Here is a 20374-nt window from a genome sequence, read left to right as displayed (position 1 = left end):
CACCGAAGTGGTTCATCGTTCGACTTGCATGTGTTAAGCACGCCGCCAGCGTTCGTCCTGAGCCAGGATCAAACTCTCCGTGAATGTTTACCGGTAATCCGGTTGACACATCACGAGAGCGGTGCGAGAGGAGGAATAGTCCCCTCGCACACAGCGTCCTCGCTGTGTTTTTTCAAAGGAACCTCGTCCCAGCTGATGCTGGAGACGGGGTATCAACATATCTGGCGTTGACTTTTGGCACGCTGTTGAGTTCTCAAGGAACGGACGCTTCCTTTGTACTCACCCTCTCGGGCTTTCCTCCGGGCGCTTCCCTTCGGTCTTGCGTTTCCGACTCTATCAGATCTTTTCTCGATCCGATTTCCTCGGTGCTTTCCAGGTTCCCGCTCTCGCGTTTCCCTTTCCGGCGGTTCCGACTCTATCAGATCCTTTCGGGCCTGACTCCCAGTCAGAGGGGCTTGTCTTCCGGGCCGTTGGGCCGTTCCGACGAGTGAGACTTTAGCGGATTCCTCGCTCCCGAGCTAATCGGGGGCTGCGTCCTTTCGAACGCGGATTCCTCATTCCGTAAATACGCACGCCAATGGCACGACGACAGATCGACTGCGCGTCGAGAGTGGTTTGGTACTTGCGGAATGGCTGTCCGGGGACCGACCGGAGTCGGCGCTCACGTCGGACAACTCGGAGAACCTTACGGATGGGTGTGGGGCGTGTCAACTCCGGGGCGGGAGGCGCCCCTGCCGCGTATCGTGGGTGCCGTGACTACGCGTACGTGCACCCAGCAGTGGTGGGCCGCCTGACGGCGGCCGTCCTCACGTATGCACTCGACGGCCGCCGCCTCGGCGGCCGTAGTCGTATCTCCCTCCGGGAGGGTCGGTCGTCGGTGACGGCGGCGGCCCTACCAGGAGGTGGAGAGATGAAGCGGGTCTTCAGCGGGGTCAAGCCGACCGGGCATCTGACGCTGGGGAACTACCTGGGGGCCATGCGGCGGTGGGCCGCGGTGGACCAGCACCAGGCGGACGCCTTGTTCTGTGTCGTCGATCTGCACGCACTGACCGTGGACCACGACCCGGCGCGCGTGCGGCGGCTCAGCCGGCAGGCGGCGACGCTGTTGCTCGCGTCGGGGCTCGATCCCGAGAAGTGCACCGTTTTCGTCCAGAGTCATGTGGACGAGCACGCGCGGCTGTCGTATCTGCTGGAGTGCGTGGCGACCGACGGCGAGATGCGGCGGATGATCCAGTACAAGGAGAAGGCCGTGCGGGAGCGGGCACGCGGCGGGAGTGTGCGGCTGTCGCTGCTGACGTATCCGGTGCTCATGGCGGCGGACATCCTGGCGTACGGGACCGACGAGGTGCCGGTCGGGGACGATCAGACGCAGCATGTGGAGCTGGCCCGGGATCTGGCGGTGCGGTTCAACCAGCGGTACGGGCACACGTTCGTGGTGCCTCGGGCCACGGCTGCGGGGGTGGCGGCGCGGGTGATGAACCTGCAGGAGCCGACGTCGAAGATGGGCAAGAGCGATGACGTCGGGCCGGGGATCGTGTATCTGCTCGACGAGCCGGACGTGGTGCGCAGGAAGGTGATGCGGGCCGTGACGGACAGCGGGCGGGACGTCGTGTACGACCGGGAGGCGCGGCCCGGTGTCGCGAATCTGCTGGAGATCCTGGCCGCTTGCACGGGTGGGAACCCGGAGGCGCTGAGCGGTGTATATGAGTCGTACGGCGCCTTGAAGAAGGACACCGCTGAGGCCGTGGTCGAGCTCCTGAGGCCCGTACAGGCGAGGCACAAGGAGTTGTGTGCGGATCCCGGCTATGTGGAGGGGGTGCTGAGGGATGGTGCGCAGAAGGCTCGGGGGATGGCCCGGCCGACCGTGGATGCCGCTTATCGCGCGATCGGGTTGCTGCCTGCCCCCGCTGATACGGGGGCCGCGGCGGGAGCCGTGCTGAACGCGGCGCGGTAGGCGCGTGGGCTGGTGGCGAGGCGCGAGGCGAAGTGCTGGCGCATCGTGACCTCGCTGCCGAAGCCTGCGCGGCGGGCGACCTCGGGCATGGGGAGGTCGGTGCGTTCGAGGAGTTTCTGGGCTGCGGCGATGCGCTGGTCGAGGAGCCAGCGCAGGGGGGTGGTGCCGGTCTCGGCGGTGAAGCGGCGGGCGAAGGTGCGCGGTGACATGCCCGCACGGGCGGCGAGGTCGGCGACCGTGAGCGGTTCGTGCAGATGGCGCAGGGCGTGTTCGCGTACGGCGGCGAGGGTGTCGGCGTCGCGGTCCGTGCGGAGGGTGGGCTGTTCGATGAACTGGGCCTGGGTGCCGGTGCGGAAGGGGGCCGTGACCATGGAGCGGGCGATGGTGGCGGCGGCCTCGGCGCCGTGGGCGCGGCGTACGAGGTGGAGGCAGAGGTCGATGCCGGCGGCGGTGCCGGCCGCGGTCCAGATGTTGTCGTCCTCGATGAACAGGGCGTCGGGGACGACCGTGACGCGTGGGTGCCGGGTGCGGAGGATGTCGACGAGTGCCCAGTGGGTGATGGCGCGGCGGCCGTCGAGGAGGCCGGCCTGGGCGAGGGTGAAGGCGCCGCCGCAGAGGGCGGCGAGGGTGGTGCCGCGGGCGTGGGCGCGGCGCAGGGCGTCGAGGACGGGGGTGGGTGCGGGGGTGATGTGGTCGTCGAGGCCCGGGATCAGGATGAGGTCGGCCCGGGACAGCCAGGTGAGAGTGCGGTCGGGGAGGAGGGAGAGACCGCCGCGCAGGGGGACGGGGGTGGTGGTGTCCGTGGCGACGCGGCGCAGGTCGAAGGCCGGGACGCCGCGGTCGGTGCGGTCGGTGCCCCAGACCTCGGTGATGACGGAGACGTCGAAGGCGCGGATGCCGGGGAAGGCGACCATGGCCACGCGGTACATGGGTGGCAGTAAACCATCGATCGATGACTTCCGTGCCTCTGGGGCGGGTGGTGGGCGAGCGCCATGCTTCTGGGCATGGAGATCGCGAAGAACGCAGCGCTGCTGGTCGTGGATGTGCAGAAGGGCTTCGAGGAGTCCGGGTTCTGGGGGCCGCGGAACAATCCGGCGGCCGACGAGAACATCGCCTCGCTCATCGACGCCTGGCAGGTGACGGGGCGGCCGGTCGTCTTCGTACGGCATGACTCGGTGAATCCGCGGTCGCCGCTGCGGCCGGGGCAGGAGGGCAACGACTTCAAGGAGTACGTGGCGGAGCGGCGTGGGAAGGGGGCCGGGAGTGAGCTGTTGGTGTCGAAGACCGTGAACTCGGCCTTCTACGGGACGCCGGATCTGGACGCCTGGCTGAAGGCGGCAGGGGTCGGGCAGCTCGTGGTGACCGGGATCCAGACGAACCTGTGCGTCGAGACGACGGCGCGGATGGGCGGGAACCTGGGCTACGACGTGGTGGTGGCGTACGACGCGACGCACACCTTCGATCTGGCCGGGCCGTTCGGGTGGCGCAAGAGCGCGGACGAGCTGGGGCAGGCGTCGGCGGTGTCGCTGCACGGGGACGGGTTCGCGCGGGTGGTGCTGACGCGGGAGGTGGTGGCCGCGGCGACGTGACCGCCCCAGGGCGGGGCGGTCATCGGGTGGGTCAGCTGTTGTTGCCGGAGGCGAGTTCGCGGCTGCGGTCGCGGGCGGCTTCGAGGGCGGCGATGAGGGCGGCGCGGACGCCGTGGTTCTCCAGCTCGCGGATGGCGTTGATGGTGGTGCCGGCCGGGGAGGTGACGTTCTCGCGGAGTTTGACGGGGTGTTCGCCGCTGTCGCGGAGCATGGTGGCGGCGCCGATCGCGGACTGGACGATCAGGTCGTGGGCCTTGTCGCGGGGCAGGCCGAGGAGGATGCCGGCGTCGGTCATGGCTTCGACCAGGTAGAAGAAGTAGGCCGGGCCGGAGCCGGAGAGGGCGGTGCAGGCGTCCTGCTGGGACTCGGGGACGCGGAGCGTCTTGCCGACGGCGCCGAAGATCTCCTCGGTGTGGGCGAGGTGGTCGGCGGTGGCGTGGCTGCCGGCGGAGATGACGGACATGGCCTCGTCGACGAGGGCGGGGGTGTTCGTCATGACGCGGACGACCGGGGTGCCGGGGGCGAGGCGTTCCTCGAAGTAGGCCGTGGGGATGCCGGCGGCGCCGCTGATGACCAGGCGGTCGGCGGGGACGTGGGGGGCGAGTTCGTCGAGGAGGGTGCCCATGTCCTGCGGTTTGACCGTGAGGATCAGGGTGTCGGCGGTCTTGGCGGCTTCCGCGTTGGTGACCGGGGTGACTCCGTAGCGGGTGCGGAGTTCTTCGGCTCGCTCGGGGCGGCGGGCGGTGACCAGGAGGTCGGCGGGGGTCCAGCCGGCGCGGATCATTCCGCTGAGCAGGGCTTCGCCGATCTTTCCGGTGCCGAGGACTGCGACTTTCTGGGTCATGGCTGGGGTGCCCTCCGGGGTGTGCGTCGTCCGGGGCCATCCTCGCACTCGGGGGTGCGGGACGGGGCGGGTGTCCGGTGGGCGGACGTGCCGTTCAGGGGGTGCGGCGGCGCAGTGTCGCGGCGCCGAGGGTGAGGACGAGGAGGGCGGAGCCGGCGACGATCAGGATGTCGCGGACGAAGTCGGCGGTCATGTCGGTGTGCCGCAGGACCTGGTTCATGCCGTCGACGGCGTAGGACATGGGCAGTACGCCGGAGATGGCTTCGAGGACGGGGTGCATGGCGTCCCTCGGGGTGAAGAGGCCGCAGAGGAGGAGCTGGGGGAAGATCACGGCGGGCATGAACTGGACGGCCTGGAACTCGGAGGCCGCGAAGGCGGAGACGAACAGGCCGAGGGCGGTGCCGAGCAGCGCGTCGAGGAGGGCGACGAGCAGCAGCAGCCACGGGGAGCCGGTGACGTCGAGGCCTAGGGCCCACAGGGCGAGGGCGGTGGCGAGGGCGGACTGGATGATCGCCAGGGTGCCGAAGGCGAGGGCGTAGCCGGCGATGAGGTCGCCTTTGCCGAGGGGCAGGGCGAGGAGGCGTTCGAGGGTGCCCGAGGTGCGTTCGCGCAGGGTGGCGATGGAGGTCACCAGGAACATGGTGACCAGGGGGAAGATGCCGAGGAGCGAGGCGCCGATGGTGTCGAAGGTGCGCGGGCTGCCGTCGAAGACGTAGCGCAGCAGGAGCAGCATCACGCAGGGGATGAGGATCATCAGCGCGATCGTGCGCGGGTCGTGGGCGAGCTGGCGCAGGACGCGGGCGGCGGTGGCGGTGGTGCGGGAGGCTTTCAGGGCGCGGGTGGGTGCCGGTGGTGGCGCCGGGGCGGTGGTGGTGCTCATCGGGTGGTCTCCTTCGTGCGGTCCGCGGCCTCGTCGACCAGGTGGAGGAAGGCCGCTTCGACGGTGTCGGCGCCGGTGCGGGTGCGCAGGGCGTCGGGGGTGTCGTCGGCGAGGACCCGGCCCTCGCGCATGAGCAGGAGGCGGTGGCAGCGCTCGGCCTCGTCCATGACGTGGGAGGAGACGAGGAGGGTGGCGCCGCGGGAGGCGGCGATGTCGTGGAAGAGCTGCCACAGGTCGCGGCGCAGGACGGGGTCGAGGCCGACGGTCGGTTCGTCGAGGACGAGGAGTTCGGGGGTGCCGAGGAGGGCGACGGCGAGGGAGACGCGGCTGCGCTGGCCGCCGGAGAGGTTGCCGGCGAGGGTGTCGGCGTGGCCGGTGAGGTCGACGTCGGCGATGGCCCGGTCGACGTCGTGGTGGCGGTGTTCGGCGGCGGCGCGGCCGGGGGTGAGGACGGCGGCGAAGTAGGCGAGGTTCTGGCGGACGGTGAGGTCGTCGTAGACGGAGGGGGCTTGGGTGACGTAGCCGATGCGGGAGCGCAGGGCGGGGTGGCCGGCGGGGTGGCCGAGGACGTCGAGGGTGCCGGTGACCTTGGCCTGGGTGCCGACGATCGCGCGTATGAGGGTGGACTTGCCGCAGCCGGAGGGGCCGAGGAGGCCGGTGATCCGGCCGCGCGGGACGGTGAAGCGGAGGTCGTGCAGGACGGTGCGGTGGCCGCGGACGACGGTGAGGCCGTCGGCGTGGACGGCCGCAGGGGCGGCCGCGTGGAGGGCGGCGTGGTCTGCGGCGGGCTCGGCGGGGTGGAGAGTTCGGTTGATGGGACCGGTTGGGTCGGTGGGGTCGGGGGGCCTTGCCTGGTTATTCATCATGTGATGAATAATCCTCGCGGGGATGGACCCCGTCAAGCGGCGTGAGAGGGGGCGCCGGGCGTGGTCAGGGGGTCTTGGTGACCAGGAGTTCCACGTCGTACACCTCCTCGACCGTGCCGTCGGGGAAGCGGCGCAGGAGGTGGTCGCGTTCCTCGGCGAGGAAGGCGGCGCTGCGGTCCGCGCCGTGCACGAGGAAGATCGAGTGGCTTCCGAGGTTGGCGAGATGGGTGTCGACGGGGACGCGGCGGCTCCAGCGGACGACCTCGCGGACGCAGTGGGGGACGGCGCCCGTGGCGGTCGCTTCGAGGGCGGCGGCGAAGGCCGGGAGGGCGCTGGTGCGGTGGGGGCCGCGGCTGCCCCAGGTGGCGATCACGTCGTCGCCGTAGTGGTGTCGGACGCGTTCGGTCTGTTCCGCGATCCAGGGGATGTCCTCGGCCTCCAGGTTCCACCACAGCGCGAGCGCGCCGCCCGGCCGCAGCACGCGGAACGCCTCCGGCAGGGCGCGGGCGGGGTCGGTCCAGTGCCAGGCCTGGGCGTAGGTGACGAAGTCGGCGCAGGAGTCGGTGAGCGGGAGGGCGTTGCCGTTGCCGCGGACCAGCGGGATGGCGGGGTGGGCGCGGCGGAACTCGGCCGCCATGCCGTCGCCGGGCTCCACGGCGACGACGTGCGCGCCGCGCCGGTGCAGGAGGGCGGTCGCTATTCCGGTGCCGGCGCCGATGTCCGCGACCCGGGCGCCGGCGAGGGGGCGGCCGGCGATCGCCTCGATCGTGTCGAAGAGGACGGGCGGGTAGGAGGGGCGGTTCGCGGCGTACTGGGCGGCGGCGGTGTTGAAGGAGTGGGCCCTGGCGGAGTGGTACGGCGATGTCGGCATGAGGCCATGGTGGCCAAGGGCGTGCGCGAGGGGGGCGGTTTCGGTGAGCCCGGGGGCGGACGGGCGGGTGGGGTGAGGGCCGGGCGGTCCGGTGGGGCGGAGGCCGGGCGGTCCGGTGGGGCGGAGGCCGGGCGGTCCGGTGGGGCGGAGGCCGGGCGGTCCGGTGGCGTGCGCGAGAGCCGGTCCCGTGGGTGGGGACGGCCGTCAGCGGCGGCGCTTCTTCGACGGGTTGCCGGTGCGGCGGGACGTGCGCTTCTCGTGCCGGGCGCGGGCCTCCTCGTACTCCCGGCGGTGGAGCTTCTCGCCGGGGGCCTCGGTGAGGGAGCGGAAGAAGTAGGCGAGGAGGGAGCCGACGAAGCCGATGGAGAGCAGGCCGCGCAGGGAGGCCTGGCGCTCGGGGTCGGGGCGGTTGCCGAAGCTGTCCCAGGTGTGCCGGAAGGCGAGCGCGCTGCACACCGCGAACATGCCCACGACCAGCAGTGACACCAGGTTGCCGGTATTGGCGATGAGCAGGCCCTCGTAGGCGAAGCGCAGCACCAGGCAGGAGACGACGGCGGCGGCGAGGGAACCGGCGGAGACGGCGACGCGGCGCAGGGCGTAGCCGTTGTCGTGGTGCAGCCAGGTCGTGCCGAAGAAGCGGAGGGGCTCCGGGCGGGGGCCCGGGCCGGGGCTTGGGCCTGGCGTGCCGGGCTGGGAGCCCGCGGCCGCGGGGGTCGTCGTCGGGGTGCCGGTTTCGTCGCTCACGCGTCGATTATGGCTTCCGTGGGGCGACGGGCCGGGTGCGGGCTCCCAGGCGGGTGTCAGGCGGTCTGATGCCTGCGTCGGGCGGTCTTTGCCGGCGTCGGGCGTCAGGCGCCGGGTGTCGGGTGCCAGGCGTCGGCTGCCAGGTGGCGTCAGAGGCAGCGGGAGGCGACGTAGCCGTCGGTGCCCGTGTTCACGTAGGCGTCGGAGACGTACTCGCCCTGGCTGATGTTGTCCCAGATATTCGAGGTGCCGTAGGGCCCGGTGACGGTCTCGCCCGGGCGCTGGCAGAAGATCGGGACGCGGGCGCCCTCGTTCAGGACGCGGACGATCGGATAGTTGGTGCCGGGGCCGCTGCGGACGTTGAGCCGGACGCCCGGGGCGACCGGGTAGTAGCGCAGGGCCGTCGTCGTGACGGCCTCGGCCGCCGTCTCGACCGGTGCGGCCTCGGTGACGCCGATGGCCTCTGCCGCCGTCTCCACCGGTGCGGCCTCGGCGACGCCGACGGCCTCTGCCGTGTTGTCCACGGACATGGAAAACCTCCCCCGTTGACCCATGGCTCGGATCGGCCATGGGATCGCGTTGATTCCCTGCGGTCGCGTCTCGAAACATATGTACGCAACTCGCACACGGAGGCTAGCAAGCCGCCTCGGTCTCGTACGCCTCATCGACTAGGCTCCGTGCGTCGCGCGCGCGGACGAAGAGCACGGGGGTGGTCCATGGCGCCACAGCGAAACACCGGTGCGGGCGCGGAAGCGGAACTTCCGGAGTACGCCGGTGACTACCGACTGGAGTCCTGTCTGGGCTCCGGTGGCATGGGCGTCGTCCATCTCGCGCGCAGCCCCTCGGGGATGAAGCTCGCGGTGAAGGTCGTACACGCGGAGTTCGCCAGGGATCCCGAGTTCAGGGGGCGGTTCCGGCAGGAGGTGGCGGCGGCCCGGCGGGTCAGCGGGGCCTTCACGGCGCCCGTCGTCGACGCCGATCCGGAGGCCGAACGACCCTGGATGGCCACGCTGTTCATTCCCGGCCCCACCCTGTCCGAGGAAGTGAAGCGGAACGGGCCCATGCCCGCGGCCCAGTTGCGCCGGCTGATGGCGGGGCTGGCGGAGGCGCTGCGCGACATCCACCGGGTGGGGGTCGTGCACCGGGATCTCAAGCCGAGCAACGTGCTGCTCGCCGAGGACGGGCCGAAGGTCATCGACTTCGGCATCTCCCGGCCGAAGGACAGCGAACTGCGCACCGAGACCGGGAAGTTGATCGGTACGCCGCCGTTCATGGCGCCGGAGCAGTTCCGGCGGCCGCGCGAGGTGGGGCCCGCCGCCGACATCTTCGCGCTGGGCTCGGTGATGGTGCACGCGGCGACGGGGCGCGGGCCGTTCGACTCCGACAGCCCCTATGTCGTCGCCTACCAGGTCGTGCATGATGAGCCGGATCTGGCGGGCGTACCGGAGGGGCTCGCGCCGCTGGTGCTGCGGTGTCTGGCGAAGGAACCGGAGGAGCGGCCCACGCCGGACGAGTTGATGCGGGAGCTGCGGTCGGTCGCGGCGTCGTACGACACGCAGGCGTTCATACCGGCGCAGCGGGTCGCGGAGGCGGCGGAGGGCGGGGCCGGCGCGGCCGAGGGTGCGGCGGTCGGTGCCGCCTCGGCCGAGGGTCCCGCGGCCGAGGGTTCCGCGGCCGGGGATGCCGGTGGCGGGCGTGCCGGCGGGGCCTCCGGCGCCGAGGCGAAGGCCGGTGCCGGTGTGCCGGCGGGCGCCGGTGGCCACGGCGCCGGCGGCCAGGATGCCGGGGTGCGGGGTGCTGGAGCGCGGGGTGCCGGAGCGCGAGGGCGTGTCCGCGCGTGGGCCGGGCGGCGGCGCCTCGTGCTCGCCGGGCTCGCCGCCGCCGTCCTCGTCGGCGGTGCGCTGGCGTCCGTGCGGGCGTTCGGCGAGGCGGGCGGAGCACCGCAGGACGCCTCGCCCCGGACGGCGTTCAGCGCCTGGGCGGCGAAGCCCGCGGCGCGGGGCGGGGCCGTGCCGCAGTGCGCGTACGGCGCGGGCCTGCTGGTGTGCTCCCGGCCTGGGCAGGTCTTCGCGCTCGACCCGGCCGACGGCACGCGCGCGTGGACGCGTTCCGCCGCGACCGGCCCGACGAGCGGGCCGCCCGTCGTCTCGGGCGGTCTGGTGCAGCCCGACCCGGACGGCGGCCGGCGGCTCGCCGCGCTCGACCCCGCCTCCGGTGCGGAGGTCTGGCACCGCGACCTGCCGCGGCAGTCCGCGACGCGGTACGCCGGGGACACGCTGCTGCTCACCCGCGCGGACGGCACGGTCACCGGGGTGGACGCCGCGACCGGCGAGAATCGGTGGAGCCGGCGGATTCCGGGCCACGCGATGCCTGCCTTCGTGGCCTTCGCCGGGGACCCGCTGGCCTACACCGCCGCCCCGACGGGCGACGGCACGGGTACGCGCGTCAGCGCGGTGAACCCGGCGACCGGGGAGGTGCGCTGGACGGCCGAGTTGGAGGGCGCGGTGAAGCCGGTCGGCACGGGTCCGGGGGGCTCGCGCCCGCGGGCCGTGTACTTCACCGCCTTCGACTCCGTCTACGGCGACACGGACGCCGTCGTACGGTACGACCCGCACTCCCGCGCGGCGGACCGGGTGGCGTTGCCGGTGCCGCGGCAGGACACGCAGGCGACCGTGCACGGTGACGTGGTGTACCTGCTGGCGGCCGGCGGCTCGCTGGAGGCGTTCGACCTGGCGCGCGGGGAGCGGCTGTGGCACCTGGAGACGTCGGTGAGCCGGGGCTCGGCGCCGGTCGCCGACGGGCGGCTGGTGTACTTCACCGCCGCCGACGGGCGGCTGATCGCCGTGGACGCCCGGACCGGGAAGCTGGTCGGGGAGACACCCGCGCGGCTGGGCGCGGACTCCGACAAGGTCGCCGGTGAGGTGCCCGCGCCGGTGCTGGTGGGCACGCGGGTGTACGCCGCGGCGCCGGACGGCACGGTCTTCGGCGTGGACGGGCGGCACCCGGGCGCCTGGTGAGCCACCGCGGGCCGCCCCACGCCGCCGTACCGCCGTGTGCGGCCGTACCGCCGGGTGCCGGCCGAGCCACCGCGTGCCCCCGCGCCGCCAAGCCACCCCGTACGCCAAGCCACCAAACCGCCCTACGACCGAAGCGGCCGGCTCGTGCGTGGAGGCGGCCGCTTCGGAGGCGTGGGCGGGGGTCAGCCGAGCTTGCTGACGTCCCGGACGGCGCCCTTGTCCGCGCTGGTGGCCATCGCGGCGTAGGCGCGCAGTGCGGCCGAGACCTTGCGGTCGCGGTTCTTCGGGGCGTAGACGCCGTTCAGGGCCTGCTCGCGGCGGGCCAGTTCGGCGTCGTCGACCAGCAGCTCGATGGAGCGGTTCGGGATGTCGATGCGGATGCGGTCGCCGTCCTCGACGAGGGCGATGGTGCCGCCGGAGGCCGCCTCCGGGGAGGCATGGCCGATGGAGAGGCCGGAGGTGCCGCCGGAGAAGCGGCCGTCGGTGATCAGCGCGCAGGTCTTGCCGAGGCCGCGGCCCTTGAGGAAGGACGTCGGGTAGAGCATCTCCTGCATGCCGGGGCCGCCCTTGGGACCCTCGTAGCGGATGACGACCACGTCGCCGTCGGTGACCTGCTTGTTCAGGATCTTCTCGACGGCCTCCTCCTGCGACTCGCAGACGACGGCGGGCCCCTCGAAGGTCCAGATCGACTCGTCGACGCCGGCGGTCTTCACCACGCAGCCGTCGACGGCGAGGTTGCCCTTGAGGACCGCGAGGCCGCCGTCCTTGGAGTAGGCGTGCTCGGCGGAGCGGATGCAGCCGTTCTCGGCGTCGGTGTCCAGCTCCTCCCAGCGCTCGGACTGGGAGAACGCCTCGGCGGAGCGGACGCAGCCGGGGGCCGCGTGCCACAGTTCGACGGCCTCGGGGGACGGGGAGCCGCCGCGCACGTCCCAGGTCTTCAGCCAGTCGGCGAGGGAGGGGCTGTGGACGGCGTGGACGTCCTCGTTGAGCAGGCCCGCGCGGTGGAGTTCGCCGAGCAGGGCGGGGATGCCGCCCGCGCGGTGCACGTCCTCCATGTAGTACGTGCGGTTCTTGGCGACGTTGGGGGCGACCTTCGCCAGGCACGGGACGCGGCGCGAGACGGCGTCGATCTCCTCCAGGCCGAACGGGACGCCGGCCTCCTGGGCGGCGGCCAGCAGGTGGAGGATCGTGTTGGTGGAGCCGCCCATCGCGATGTCCAGGGCCATCGCGTTCTCGAAGGCGGCGAAGGTGGCGATGTTGCGGGGCAGGACCGAGTCGTCGTCCTGCTCGTAGTACCGGCGGGTGATGTCCATGACCGTGCGGGCGGCGTTCTCGTAGAGCGCGCGGCGGGCGGTGTGGGTGGCCAGGACCGAGCCGTTGCCGGGGAGGGAGAGGCCGATGGCCTCGGTGAGGCAGTTCATCGAGTTGGCGGTGAACATGCCGGAACAGGAGCCGCAGGTCGGACAGGCGTTCTCCTCGATGCGGAGGATGTCCTCGTCCGAGATCTTGTCGTTCACGGCGTCGGAGATCGCGTCGACCAGGTCGAGGGTGCGGACCGTGCCGTCGACCAGGGTGGCGCGGCCGGCCTCCATGGGGCCGCCGGAGACGAAGACCGCGGGGATGTTGAGGCGCAGGGCGGCCATCAGCATGCCCGGGGTGATCTTGTCGCAGTTGGAGATGCAGACCAGGGCGTCGGCGCAGTGCGCCTCCACCATGTACTCCACGCTGTCGGCGATCAGGTCGCGGGACGGCAGGCTGTAGAGCATGCCGCCGTGGCCCATGGCGATGCCGTCGTCGACGGCGATGGTGTTGAACTCGCGCGGGATGCCGCCCGCCTCCTTGATCGCCTCGCTGACGATCCGGCCGACCGGCTGGAGGTGGGTGTGGCCCGGCACGAACTCGGTGAAGCTGTTGGCGACCGCGATGATGGGCTTCCGGCCGATGTCCGCACCCGGTACACCGGAGGCGCGCATAAGGGCGCGGGCGCCCGCCATGTTGCGGCCGTGGGTGACTGTGCGGGACCTCAGCTCGGGCATCGTCGCTCGCTCCTTCAACGATTTCCGTCAGAAAGTTCTGACTGAGTCGAGCGTACGCCGGGGGTACGACAGGCCGGGCGGACTGTCCGGAATACGGACGGGCGTCTCAGGAAGCAGCGGCTCGGAGGGGGCGGCGACCTCGCCGGTCAGGGGTTGGTGAGGTGCCCCTGCACGACCGGCGCGACCCGTTCGACGATCGCCTCGACGTCGGTCGAGGCCAGCGGCTCCAGCTTGATCACGTAGCGCAGCATGGCGACGCCGACCAGCTGCGCGGCGGCCAGCTCCGCGCGCAGCTCGGCGTCCGGCAGGCCGAGCCGGGCGGCGACGCGGCGCAGCAGCTGGCCGGCGACGAGGCGGCGGAAGACGGCGGCGGCCGCCTCGTTGTCGACGGCGGACCGCAGGACGGCGAGCAGGGGCGTGCGGGTCACCGGGTTCTCCCAGATCCCGAACAGGAACCGCGCGAACCGCTCGCCGACCTCGTCGGCCGGCCCTTCGAAGATCACGTCGGGGGCGCTCAGGGCGGGCGCGAAGACGGTCTCCACCGCGGCCTGGAAGACCTGCTCCTTCGTGCCGAAGTAGTGGTGCACCAGCGCCGAGTCGACGCCGGCGGCCTTGGCGATGCCCCGTACGGAGGTCTTCGCGTAACCGCGTTCGGAGAACTCCTCGCGGGCCGCGGTCAGGATGCGCTCGCGGGTGTCGCCCGCCGCACCGGCCTCCGTACGGCGAGGGCGGCCGCGGCGGCGCGCGGTCGGGCCGGTCATCGCCGGGGCACCCGCGCGGCGGAGGCCAGGTGGAGGCGGGTGAAGGCCAGGGCCTCGGCGAGGTCGGCCTCGCGTTCGGCGCTGGACATGGCGCGGCGGGTGTTGACCTCGATGACGACGTGGCCGTCGAAGCCGGTGTGGGCGAGTCGTTCCAGCACCTCGGCGCAGGGCTGGGTGCCGCGGCCGGGGACCAGGTGCTCGTCCTTGGCGGAGCCGTTGCCGTCGGCGAGGTGGATGTGGCCGAGACGGTCGCCCATGCGGTCGATCATCTGGAGCGCGTCGGTGCGGGCGGTCGCCGTGTGGCTGAGGTCGATCGTGAAGTGGCGGTAGTCGTCCTTGGTCACGTCCCAGTCGGGGGCGTACGCCAGCATCTCGCGGTCGCGGTAGCGCCAGGGGTACATGTTCTCGACGGCGAACCGCACATCCGTCTCGTCCGCCATCCGCCAGATTCCGGCGACGAAGTCCCGGGCGTACTGGCGCTGCCAGCGGAACGGCGGGTGGACGACGACGGTGCTCGCGCCGAGCTTCTCGGCGGCCGCGCGGGCGCGCTGGAGCTTGACCCAGGGGTCGGTGGACCACACGCGCTGGGTGATGAGCAGGCACGGGGCGTGGACGGCGAGGATCGGGACGTGGTGGTAGTCGCTGAGCCGGCGCAGTGCCTCGAGGTCCTGGCTGACGGGGTCGTTCCACACCATGACCTCGACGCCGTCGTACCCGAGGCGCGCGGCGATCTCGAAGGCCGTCGCCGTCGACTCCGGATAGACCGAGGCCGTCGACAGGGCGACCTTCGCATCCGGGATGCGCACCACTGGTTCTGCCACGAAGGACAGGGTACGGGGCGCCGCTGGGCACCGGGGTGCGGGTGGCCGGTGCGCTGCCTTCGCGACCGACGGCAATCGGCCACGCGCGTGGGGGTGGTTCGCGCGCTTTCGCCCGGTGGCTCACGCCCCTCCGGGCCCGGTGACTTACGCCCCCTGCGGGCTGTGACTTACGCCTCCGGTCCGGCCTGGAGGCCTCCGTGCCCTTCCGGCCCGAAGGGCTACGTGCCCTTCCCGGAGGCCTGCTTACGCCCTCCCGCCATGAGGCCTGCTTACGCCCTTCCGACCCGGCGGTCTCCGCACCCTTCCGGCCCGGCGGTCTCCGCACCCTTCCGGCCCGGCGGTCTCCGCACCCTTCCGGCCCGGCGGCGGCCTACGCGCGCGTGGCCGTCGTCACCCTGTCCCCGGCCCCCGGCATGTGGTCCAGGCGGCGCAGGATGATGCCCTCGCGGAGGGCCCAGGGGCAGATCTCCAGGGTCTCCACGCCGAAGAGGTCCATCGCGCCCTCGGCCACGAGCGCGCCGGCGAGCAGCTGGGCCGCGCGGCCTTCGGAGACGCCGGGCAGTTCGGCGCGCTCCGCTGTGGTCATGGCGGCGAGGCGGGGCACCCAGGACTCCAGGGAGGACCGCTTCAGCTCGCGCTGGACGTAGAGGCCCTCGGCGGAGCGGGCGGCGCCGCCGATGCGGGCGAGCTGCTTGAAGGTCTTCGAGGTGGCGACGACGTGGTCGGGGGCGCCGAAGCGGGCGAACTCACCGACCGTACGGGCGATCCGGGCGCGCGCGTGGCGGCGCAGCGCGCGGACGTCGGCGGGGTCGGGCGGGTCACCGGGGAGCCAGGCGGAGGTGAGCCGGCCGGCGCCGAGCGGGAGGGAGACGGCCGCGTCGGGTTCCTCGTCGATGCCGTAGGCGATCTCCAGCGAGCCGCCGCCGATGTCCAGGACCAGCAGCTTCCCGGCCGACCAGCCGAACCAGCGGCGGGCGGCGAGGAAGGTCAGCCGGGCCTCCTCCGCGCCGCTGAGGACCTGGAGCTCGACGCCGGTCTCGTCCTTGACGCGCTGGAGGACGTCGTCGGCGTTGCCGGCCTCGCGGACGGCGGAGGTCGCGAACGGCAGCAGTTCCTCGACGCCCTTGTCCTCGGCGGCCTGGAGCGCGTCGTGGATCACGGCGATCAGCTTGTCGACTCCGTCGCGGCCGATGGCGCCGCGGTCGTCGAGAAGCTGGGCGAGGCGCAGATCCACCTTGTGCGAGTGCGCGGGCAGCGGCCGGGCACCGGGGTGCGCGTCCACCACCAGTAGGTGCACCGTGTTCGATCCCACGTCGAGGACACCGAGTCTCATGTACGGAACGCTACTGCGCGCCGGGCCGCCGGCCGCCCCCGGTACCGCCCCGGATCCGGCGGCGGAGGTCCCGGCGGCCGCTCCCGGCGACTTACCCTGGTCCCGTGCCAAAGACGAAAAAGGCGAAGGACGAAAAGGCGACCAAGAAGTCCAAGAAGGACAAAAAGGTCCTGGGTCCTTCGCAGGCGACAGCATCGAAGGACTCCCTGACGATGCCGGTTCCGGCCCCGGCGGACGACGAGAAGGGCCTCGATTTCGCCCGCGCGTGGGTGGAGTTCCCCGATCCGGCGGACGACGAGCAGGTCTTCCGCTGTGATCTGACCTGGCTGACCTCTCGCTGGAACTGCATCTTCGGAAGCGGCTGCCAGGGCATCCAGGCGGGCCGCGCGGACGACGGCTGCTGCACGCTGGGCGCGCACTTCTCCGACGAGGACGACGAGAAGCGGGTCGCCGGGCATGTGGCGAGGCTCACCCCGGAGATCTGGCAGCACCACGACGTCGGGACGCAGACGGGCTGGATCTCCGAGGACGACGAGGGCTCCCGGCAGACCCGCCCGTACCAGGGCTCGTGCATCTTCCAGAACCGGCCGGGCTTCCCGGGCGGCGCGGGCTGCTCGCTGCACATCCTGGCCCTGAAGGAGGGGCGCGAGCCGCTGGAGACCAAGCCGGACGTCTGCTGGCAGCTGCCGGTCCGCCGGACCTACGACTGGATCGACCGGCCCGACGACACCCGGGTGCTCCAGGTGTCGATCGGCGAGTACGACCGCCGGGGCTGGGGTCCGGGCGGCCACGATCTGCACTGGTGGTGCACGTCGGCGACCTCGGCGCACGGCGCGGGCGAGCCGGTGTACGTCTCGTACCGCGCGGAGCTGACCGAGCTGATGGGCAAGGCGGGCTACGACCGGCTGGTCGAGCTGTGCGAGCAGCGGCTGGCCTCGCAGCTGCCGCTGGTGGCACCGCACCCGGCGGACCCGGTGATTGGCGCGAGCCCCGTGGAGTGACGCGCAACCCCGTGGACTGACGCGGACCCGGTGACCTGACGCGGGCAGGCACGCGGGCCCGAGCGGACGCGGCGGCGGACGTGGGGGTGGACGCGGGCGCGGGTCAGGACGTGGCCGGGCTCGGGTCGCCGCTTCCGCCGGACGGCGGCGGTGTGCCGGCGGGGCCGGACGGGGTGGTCGCGCCGGGCGTGGGCGTCGGGTCGGGCGCGGGGGGCGGGCTGCTGGACGGCGGGTCCGTGGGCACGGTGGGCGTGGGCGTCGGGTCGGGACCGGACGACGGCGGCGGGCCGGCGGGCGTGCTCGGCACCGGGCCCGGACCGGGGTCGGACGGCGCGGGCGCGGTGCCGTAGCCCGCGATCGTGACGACGGCGCCGGCCGGTGAGACGGCCACCCGCGCGGTCCAGCGCCCGGAGGGCTCGCGCAGCGGGTCGACGTAGACCTTGACGGTGACCGACTCGCCGGGGCGCAGGGTGCCCGAGGACTGGCTGAAGTAGAGCCAGGGCGCGCGCGTGGAGGCGGACCAGCGCACCGGGGAGTGGCCGGTGGCGGTGAGCGTGACGAGGGTGGTGTCGCCGCTGTTGGCGGCGGTGACCTCCAGCTGTCCGGCACCCTTCTCGCCGGTTCCGGCGACGCTGACGACCTCGACGGAGACATCGGTCTCGCCGTCGGCGAGGCGTCCGCCGGGACGGGTGCCGGCGTTGCCGGCGCTCTCGTAGCCGCCGCCCGCCGCCTCGCCGGCCAGGCCGCCGACGCCGTCGTCGCGGCTGGCGGTGGCGCCGCGGCCCTCGTCCTCGCCCGTGAAGGGGGCGCCCCGGTAGGCGGACCACAGCGCGATCACGGGGGCGGCGACGACGGTGGCGACGACGGTCGTGGTGACGGCACGCGCGCGCAGGCGGTCGCGGCGGGCGGCGCGGTCCTTGGGATCCATCGGGAAGCCGCGCCGGTCGAAGCGGGGCGCGGCGGCTCCCCGCACGCGCGGGTGGTGCGCCATCGCCATGTGCAGGGCCGCGCGGGGCGCCTCCAGGACGGGCAGCGCGGCGGGGGTGACGGTGGCGCCGGGCCAGCGGCCGGGGACCGCGCGCTGGGCGCCGCGGCGGCAGCGCGGGCAGTCGTCGACGTGCCGGACCAGCTCACGGCGCACGGCCGGGCTGAGCACGAGGCGGCGGTCGCCGGTGAGGTGGGCGACGCCGGGGCAGCTGCCGCTCTCCACGACGGCGAGGGCCGCGCGGGTGCGCTCCACCTCGCAGGCGGCCGCGGCCAGCAGTTCGCGGGCGGCGGCGGCGTCCATGCCGAGCACGGCGGCGACCTCGTGGGCGGCCAGGTGATGGCGTACGGCCAGTTCCAGCGCCTCGCGCTGCTCCGGGGTGGTTCCGGCCGCCTCCGGCCAGGCGAGCAGGGCCAGTTCACGCCGGCGCCGCTCCTCGACCTCCTCGGAGACCGAGGGCGCGGCGGGCGGCGCGGTGCGCCGGCGCGCGGGGCTGTGGCGGCCCGCCGCGTGGGTGGCCTGACGTTTCTGCTTGGCCTCGGCCAGCTTGCGCAGACAGGCCCAGCGGGCCAGCGCGTACAGCCAGGCGCGGCGGTCCCCGGCCGCTTCGGGGGCGCGCTGGCCGCGCCGCTCGGCGACGGACAGCACCTCGCCGAGGGCGGCGGTGGCGGCGTCGTGGTCGCAGAGTACGGAGAGGCAGTAGGTGAACAGCCCGTCGAGGTAGGGCTCGTAACGGGCGGGCGGGCGGTGCGCGAGCGTGCGCGCCGCAGCGCGGTCACGCGCCTCGCGGTGCCCCCGGTGCGCGGCGGGGCTGCGGGTCGAGGTCTCCGGGCTGCTGCTCATCACCCGGCGACCGTAGGCGGCCGGGGAAGGACCCTTCTGCCCCCTTGAGCACTTTTAATCCGTACGGGTGAAACGATCCCTCATAAGGGGACAGGAACGTCCGCCCCCTGGCCGATTACGGCTGATTCCGGGTGCGGGGCGGGCGAGGGGCGGGCCGTCCGGCGGGGCGGTCACGCGGTGCGGTAAGTGTGGGCCGGTGGCGGCTGCGGCGCGGGCGGTGTGGGCTGGTGGCGGCGCGGGCGGGTGCCGAGCGGTGGCGGCGCGGGTGATGCGGACCCGTGGCGGGCCGTGGCCGACGGGCCGGTGGCGGGGTGTGGTCGGCGGGCCCGTGGCGGGCCGTGGTCGGCGGGCCGGTGGTGGGGCGTTGTCAGTGGGGCCGGTTACGGTTTCGTGCATGGCTGCCCGTACGAAGACCACCAAGGACCGTCCGTCCTACCGCTGCACCGAGTGCGGCTGGCAGACGGCGAAGTGGCTCGGCCGCTGCCCCGAGTGCCAGGCGTGGGGCACGATCGAGGAGTACGGCGCGCCCGCGGTGCGGACCACGACGCCGGGCCGCGTCACCACCTCCGCCCTGCCGATCGGCCAGGTCGACGGCCGCCAGGCCACGGCCCGCTCCACCGGGGTGCCCGAGCTGGACCGGGTGCTCGGCGGCGGCCTGGTGCCCGGCGCGGTCGTGCTGCTCGCGGGCGAGCCCGGCGTCGGCAAGTCGACCCTGCTGCTGGACGTGGCGGCCAAGTCGGCGAGCGAGGAGCACCGGACCCTGTACGTCACGGGCGAGGAGTCGGCAAGCCAGGTCAGGCTGCGCGCCGACCGGATCGGCGCGCTGGACGAGCACCTGTACCTCGCCGCGGAGACCGACCTGTCGGCCGTCCTCGGCCACCTGGACGCGGTGAAGCCCTCGCTGCTGATCCTCGACTCGGTCCAGACGGTGGCCTCCCCGGAGATCGACGGCGCGCCCGGCGGCATGGCCCAGGTCCGGGAGGTGGCCGGCGCGCTGATCCGGGCCTCCAAGGAGCGCGGCATGTCCACCCTCCTGGTGGGCCATGTCACCAAGGACGGCGCGATCGCCGGCCCCCGCCTGCTGGAGCACCTGGTGGACGTCGTCCTGCACTTCGAGGGCGACCGGCACGCCCGCCTCCGCCTGGTCCGGGGCGTCAAGAACCGCTACGGCGCGACCGACGAGGTCGGCTGCTTCGAGCTGCACGACGAGGGCATCGTGGGCCTCGCCGACCCGAGCGGGCTTTTCCTGACACGTCGTGACGAACCGGTCCCCGGCACCTGTCTGACCGTCACCCTGGAGGGCCGCCGCCCCCTGGTCGCCGAGGTCCAGGCGCTCACCGTCGACTCCCAGATCCCCTCGCCCCGGCGCACCACCTCCGGCCTGGAGACGTCCCGGGTGTCGATGATGCTGGCCGTGCTGGAGCAGCGCGGCCGGATCAGCGCCCTCGGCAAACGGGACATCTACTCCGCGACGGTCGGCGGCGTGAAGCTCTCCGAGCCGGCCGCCGACCTCGCGATCGCCCTCGCCCTCGCCTCGGCCGCGAGCGACACCCCGCTGCCGAAGAACCTCGTCGCGATCGGCGAGGTGGGCCTCGCGGGCGAGGTCAGACGGGTCACCGGGGTCCAGCGCCGGCTCTCCGAGGCGCACCGTCTGGGCTTCACGCACGCGCTGGTGCCGGGCGATCCGGGGAAGATCCCGGCCGGTATGAAGGTGCTGGAAGTCGCCGACATAGGGGACGCCCTGAGGGTCCTCCCCCGCTCCCGTCGCCGAGAGGCCCCCCGGGAGGCGGAGGAGCGCCGGTAGACTTTGCCCAGGTCTCGCCCGTCCG

The 20374-nt window shown here is 73.1% G+C and carries 17 protein-coding genes and 1 rRNA gene; 5 read left to right on the top strand and 13 right to left on the bottom strand.

The features are described from left to right. Positions 1-84, bottom strand: a 16S ribosomal RNA gene (locus AB0K92_RS04775); the annotation flags it as partial. Positions 85-910: 826 nt separating this feature from the next. Between AB0K92_RS04775 and trpS the strand changes: the two genes are divergently transcribed. Beyond that, entirely contained in the window at positions 911-1954 is a 1044-nt protein-coding gene (gene trpS / locus AB0K92_RS04770) for a tryptophan--tRNA ligase (protein WP_365919380.1), read from the top strand. Here trpS and AB0K92_RS04765 read toward each other — a convergent pair. Next, positions 1876-2883 carry a helix-turn-helix domain-containing protein gene (locus AB0K92_RS04765; RefSeq protein ID WP_365919378.1) on the bottom strand — a complete coding sequence of 336 codons (1008 nt, stop codon included), beginning with the start codon at positions 2881-2883 and terminating at the stop codon, positions 1876-1878. The two genes, trpS and AB0K92_RS04765, sit on opposite strands and share 79 nt — an antisense overlap. A 75-nt stretch (positions 2884-2958) precedes the next feature. Here AB0K92_RS04765 and AB0K92_RS04760 point away from each other — a divergent pair, with 75 nt between their 5' ends. Beyond that, positions 2959-3543: a cysteine hydrolase family protein gene (locus AB0K92_RS04760; RefSeq protein WP_365919376.1), complete on the top strand. Its 585-nt coding sequence runs from the start codon at positions 2959-2961 to the stop codon at positions 3541-3543. A 31-nt stretch (positions 3544-3574) separates the two neighbouring features. Here the strand turns inward: AB0K92_RS04760 and proC are convergent, their stop codons facing one another. From proC to AB0K92_RS04730, 6 genes are all read right to left on the bottom strand, one after another. Continuing rightward, positions 3575-4387: a pyrroline-5-carboxylate reductase gene (proC, locus tag AB0K92_RS04755; RefSeq protein WP_166001166.1), complete on the bottom strand. Its 813-nt coding sequence runs from the start codon at positions 4385-4387 to the stop codon at positions 3575-3577. Positions 4388-4481: 94 nt separating this feature from the next. Beyond that, positions 4482-5267 (bottom strand): ABC transporter permease, encoded by a 786-nt coding sequence (locus AB0K92_RS04750; protein ID WP_365919374.1) that lies wholly within the window; start codon positions 5265-5267, stop codon positions 4482-4484. Beyond that, entirely contained in the window at positions 5264-6133 is an 870-nt protein-coding gene (locus tag AB0K92_RS04745; RefSeq protein WP_365919372.1) for an ABC transporter ATP-binding protein, read from the bottom strand. Before AB0K92_RS04745 ends, AB0K92_RS04750 begins: the two co-directional genes overlap by 4 nt. 64 nt (positions 6134-6197) lie before the next feature. Next, the gene (locus AB0K92_RS04740; protein ID WP_365919370.1) at positions 6198-7004 is read right to left on the bottom strand and encodes a class I SAM-dependent methyltransferase; all 807 of its coding nucleotides are present in this window, start codon (positions 7002-7004) and stop codon (positions 6198-6200) included. Between the two features lie 204 nt (positions 7005-7208). Next, the gene (locus AB0K92_RS04735) at positions 7209-7748 is read right to left on the bottom strand and encodes an EamA/RhaT family transporter (protein WP_365919368.1); all 540 of its coding nucleotides are present in this window, start codon (positions 7746-7748) and stop codon (positions 7209-7211) included. Between the two features lie 149 nt (positions 7749-7897). After that, entirely contained in the window at positions 7898-8278 is a 381-nt protein-coding gene (locus tag AB0K92_RS04730) for an SH3 domain-containing protein (protein WP_365919366.1), read from the bottom strand. Between the two features lie 186 nt (positions 8279-8464). Here AB0K92_RS04730 and AB0K92_RS04725 point away from each other — a divergent pair, with 186 nt between their 5' ends. Further along, positions 8465-10765, top strand: a complete 2301-nt coding sequence (locus AB0K92_RS04725; RefSeq protein WP_365919364.1) for a serine/threonine-protein kinase — start codon at positions 8465-8467, stop codon at positions 10763-10765. Between the two features lie 182 nt (positions 10766-10947). Here the strand turns inward: AB0K92_RS04725 and ilvD are convergent, their stop codons facing one another. The 4 genes from ilvD to AB0K92_RS04705 all read right to left on the bottom strand — a co-directional run bounded on the left by ilvD (position 10948) and on the right by AB0K92_RS04705 (position 15716). Further along, positions 10948-12801 (bottom strand): dihydroxy-acid dehydratase, encoded by a 1854-nt coding sequence (gene ilvD / locus AB0K92_RS04720; protein WP_166001153.1) that lies wholly within the window; start codon positions 12799-12801, stop codon positions 10948-10950. 146 nt (positions 12802-12947) lie between these two features. After that, complete coding sequence (locus AB0K92_RS04715) at positions 12948-13562, bottom strand: TetR family transcriptional regulator (protein WP_365919362.1); 615 nt, start codon at positions 13560-13562, stop codon at positions 12948-12950. After that, a complete protein-coding gene (locus AB0K92_RS04710) occupies positions 13559-14383 on the bottom strand; it encodes a sugar phosphate isomerase/epimerase (RefSeq protein WP_365919360.1) in 825 nt (274 codons plus the stop codon). The genes AB0K92_RS04715 and AB0K92_RS04710 overlap by 4 nt, the downstream gene beginning before the upstream one ends. A gap of 370 nt (positions 14384-14753) precedes the next feature. Beyond that, positions 14754-15716, bottom strand: coding sequence for a Ppx/GppA phosphatase family protein (locus AB0K92_RS04705; protein ID WP_365919358.1), 963 nt, complete (start codon positions 15714-15716; stop codon positions 14754-14756). A 104-nt stretch (positions 15717-15820) separates the two neighbouring features. Here AB0K92_RS04705 and AB0K92_RS04700 point away from each other — a divergent pair, with 104 nt between their 5' ends. Next, positions 15821-16717: a hypothetical protein gene (locus tag AB0K92_RS04700; protein ID WP_365919356.1), complete on the top strand. Its 897-nt coding sequence runs from the start codon at positions 15821-15823 to the stop codon at positions 16715-16717. A 103-nt stretch (positions 16718-16820) separates the two neighbouring features. On the opposite strand, the gene AB0K92_RS04695 is transcribed toward AB0K92_RS04700, so the two are convergent. Further along, the gene (locus AB0K92_RS04695) at positions 16821-18548 is read right to left on the bottom strand and encodes a hypothetical protein (RefSeq protein ID WP_365919354.1); all 1728 of its coding nucleotides are present in this window, start codon (positions 18546-18548) and stop codon (positions 16821-16823) included. A 391-nt stretch (positions 18549-18939) separates the two neighbouring features. Between AB0K92_RS04695 and radA the strand changes: the two genes are divergently transcribed. Continuing rightward, positions 18940-20349, top strand: coding sequence for a DNA repair protein RadA (gene radA, locus AB0K92_RS04690; RefSeq protein WP_365919352.1), 1410 nt, complete (start codon positions 18940-18942; stop codon positions 20347-20349). Positions 20350-20374 lie beyond the last annotated feature (25 nt).

Origin of the sequence: Streptomyces sp. NPDC052687 (assembly GCF_040678395.1) — a bacterium.
Classification (GTDB): domain Bacteria; phylum Actinomycetota; class Actinomycetes; order Streptomycetales; family Streptomycetaceae; genus Streptomyces.
Note: the sequence above shows the minus strand (reverse complement) of the source record. Positions and strands in the feature narration are given on the sequence as shown.

What these genes read in the sequence shown, in the direction of transcription:
- trpS (WP_365919380.1), top strand. Translation starts at nt 911, where the DNA reads ATGAAGCGGGTCTTCAGCGGGGTCAAGCCGACCGGGCATCTGACGCTG.
- AB0K92_RS04765 (WP_365919378.1), bottom strand. Translation starts at nt 2,883, where the DNA reads ATGTACCGCGTGGCCATGGTCGCCTTCCCCGGCATCCGCGCCTTCGAC.
- AB0K92_RS04760 (WP_365919376.1), top strand. Translation starts at nt 2,959, where the DNA reads ATGGAGATCGCGAAGAACGCAGCGCTGCTGGTCGTGGATGTGCAGAAG.
- proC (WP_166001166.1), bottom strand. Translation starts at nt 4,387, where the DNA reads ATGACCCAGAAAGTCGCAGTCCTCGGCACCGGAAAGATCGGCGAAGCC.
- AB0K92_RS04750 (WP_365919374.1), bottom strand. Translation starts at nt 5,267, where the DNA reads ATGAGCACCACCACCGCCCCGGCGCCACCACCGGCACCCACCCGCGCC.
- AB0K92_RS04745 (WP_365919372.1), bottom strand. Translation starts at nt 6,133, where the DNA reads ATGATGAATAACCAGGCAAGGCCCCCCGACCCCACCGACCCAACCGGT.
- AB0K92_RS04740 (WP_365919370.1), bottom strand. Translation starts at nt 7,004, where the DNA reads ATGCCGACATCGCCGTACCACTCCGCCAGGGCCCACTCCTTCAACACC.
- AB0K92_RS04730 (WP_365919366.1), bottom strand. Translation starts at nt 8,278, where the DNA reads ATGTCCGTGGACAACACGGCAGAGGCCGTCGGCGTCGCCGAGGCCGCA.
- AB0K92_RS04725 (WP_365919364.1), top strand. Translation starts at nt 8,465, where the DNA reads ATGGCGCCACAGCGAAACACCGGTGCGGGCGCGGAAGCGGAACTTCCG.
- ilvD (WP_166001153.1), bottom strand. Translation starts at nt 12,801, where the DNA reads ATGCCCGAGCTGAGGTCCCGCACAGTCACCCACGGCCGCAACATGGCG.
- AB0K92_RS04715 (WP_365919362.1), bottom strand. Translation starts at nt 13,562, where the DNA reads ATGACCGGCCCGACCGCGCGCCGCCGCGGCCGCCCTCGCCGTACGGAG.
- AB0K92_RS04705 (WP_365919358.1), bottom strand. Translation starts at nt 15,716, where the DNA reads ATGAGACTCGGTGTCCTCGACGTGGGATCGAACACGGTGCACCTACTG.
- radA (WP_365919352.1), top strand. Translation starts at nt 18,940, where the DNA reads ATGGCTGCCCGTACGAAGACCACCAAGGACCGTCCGTCCTACCGCTGC.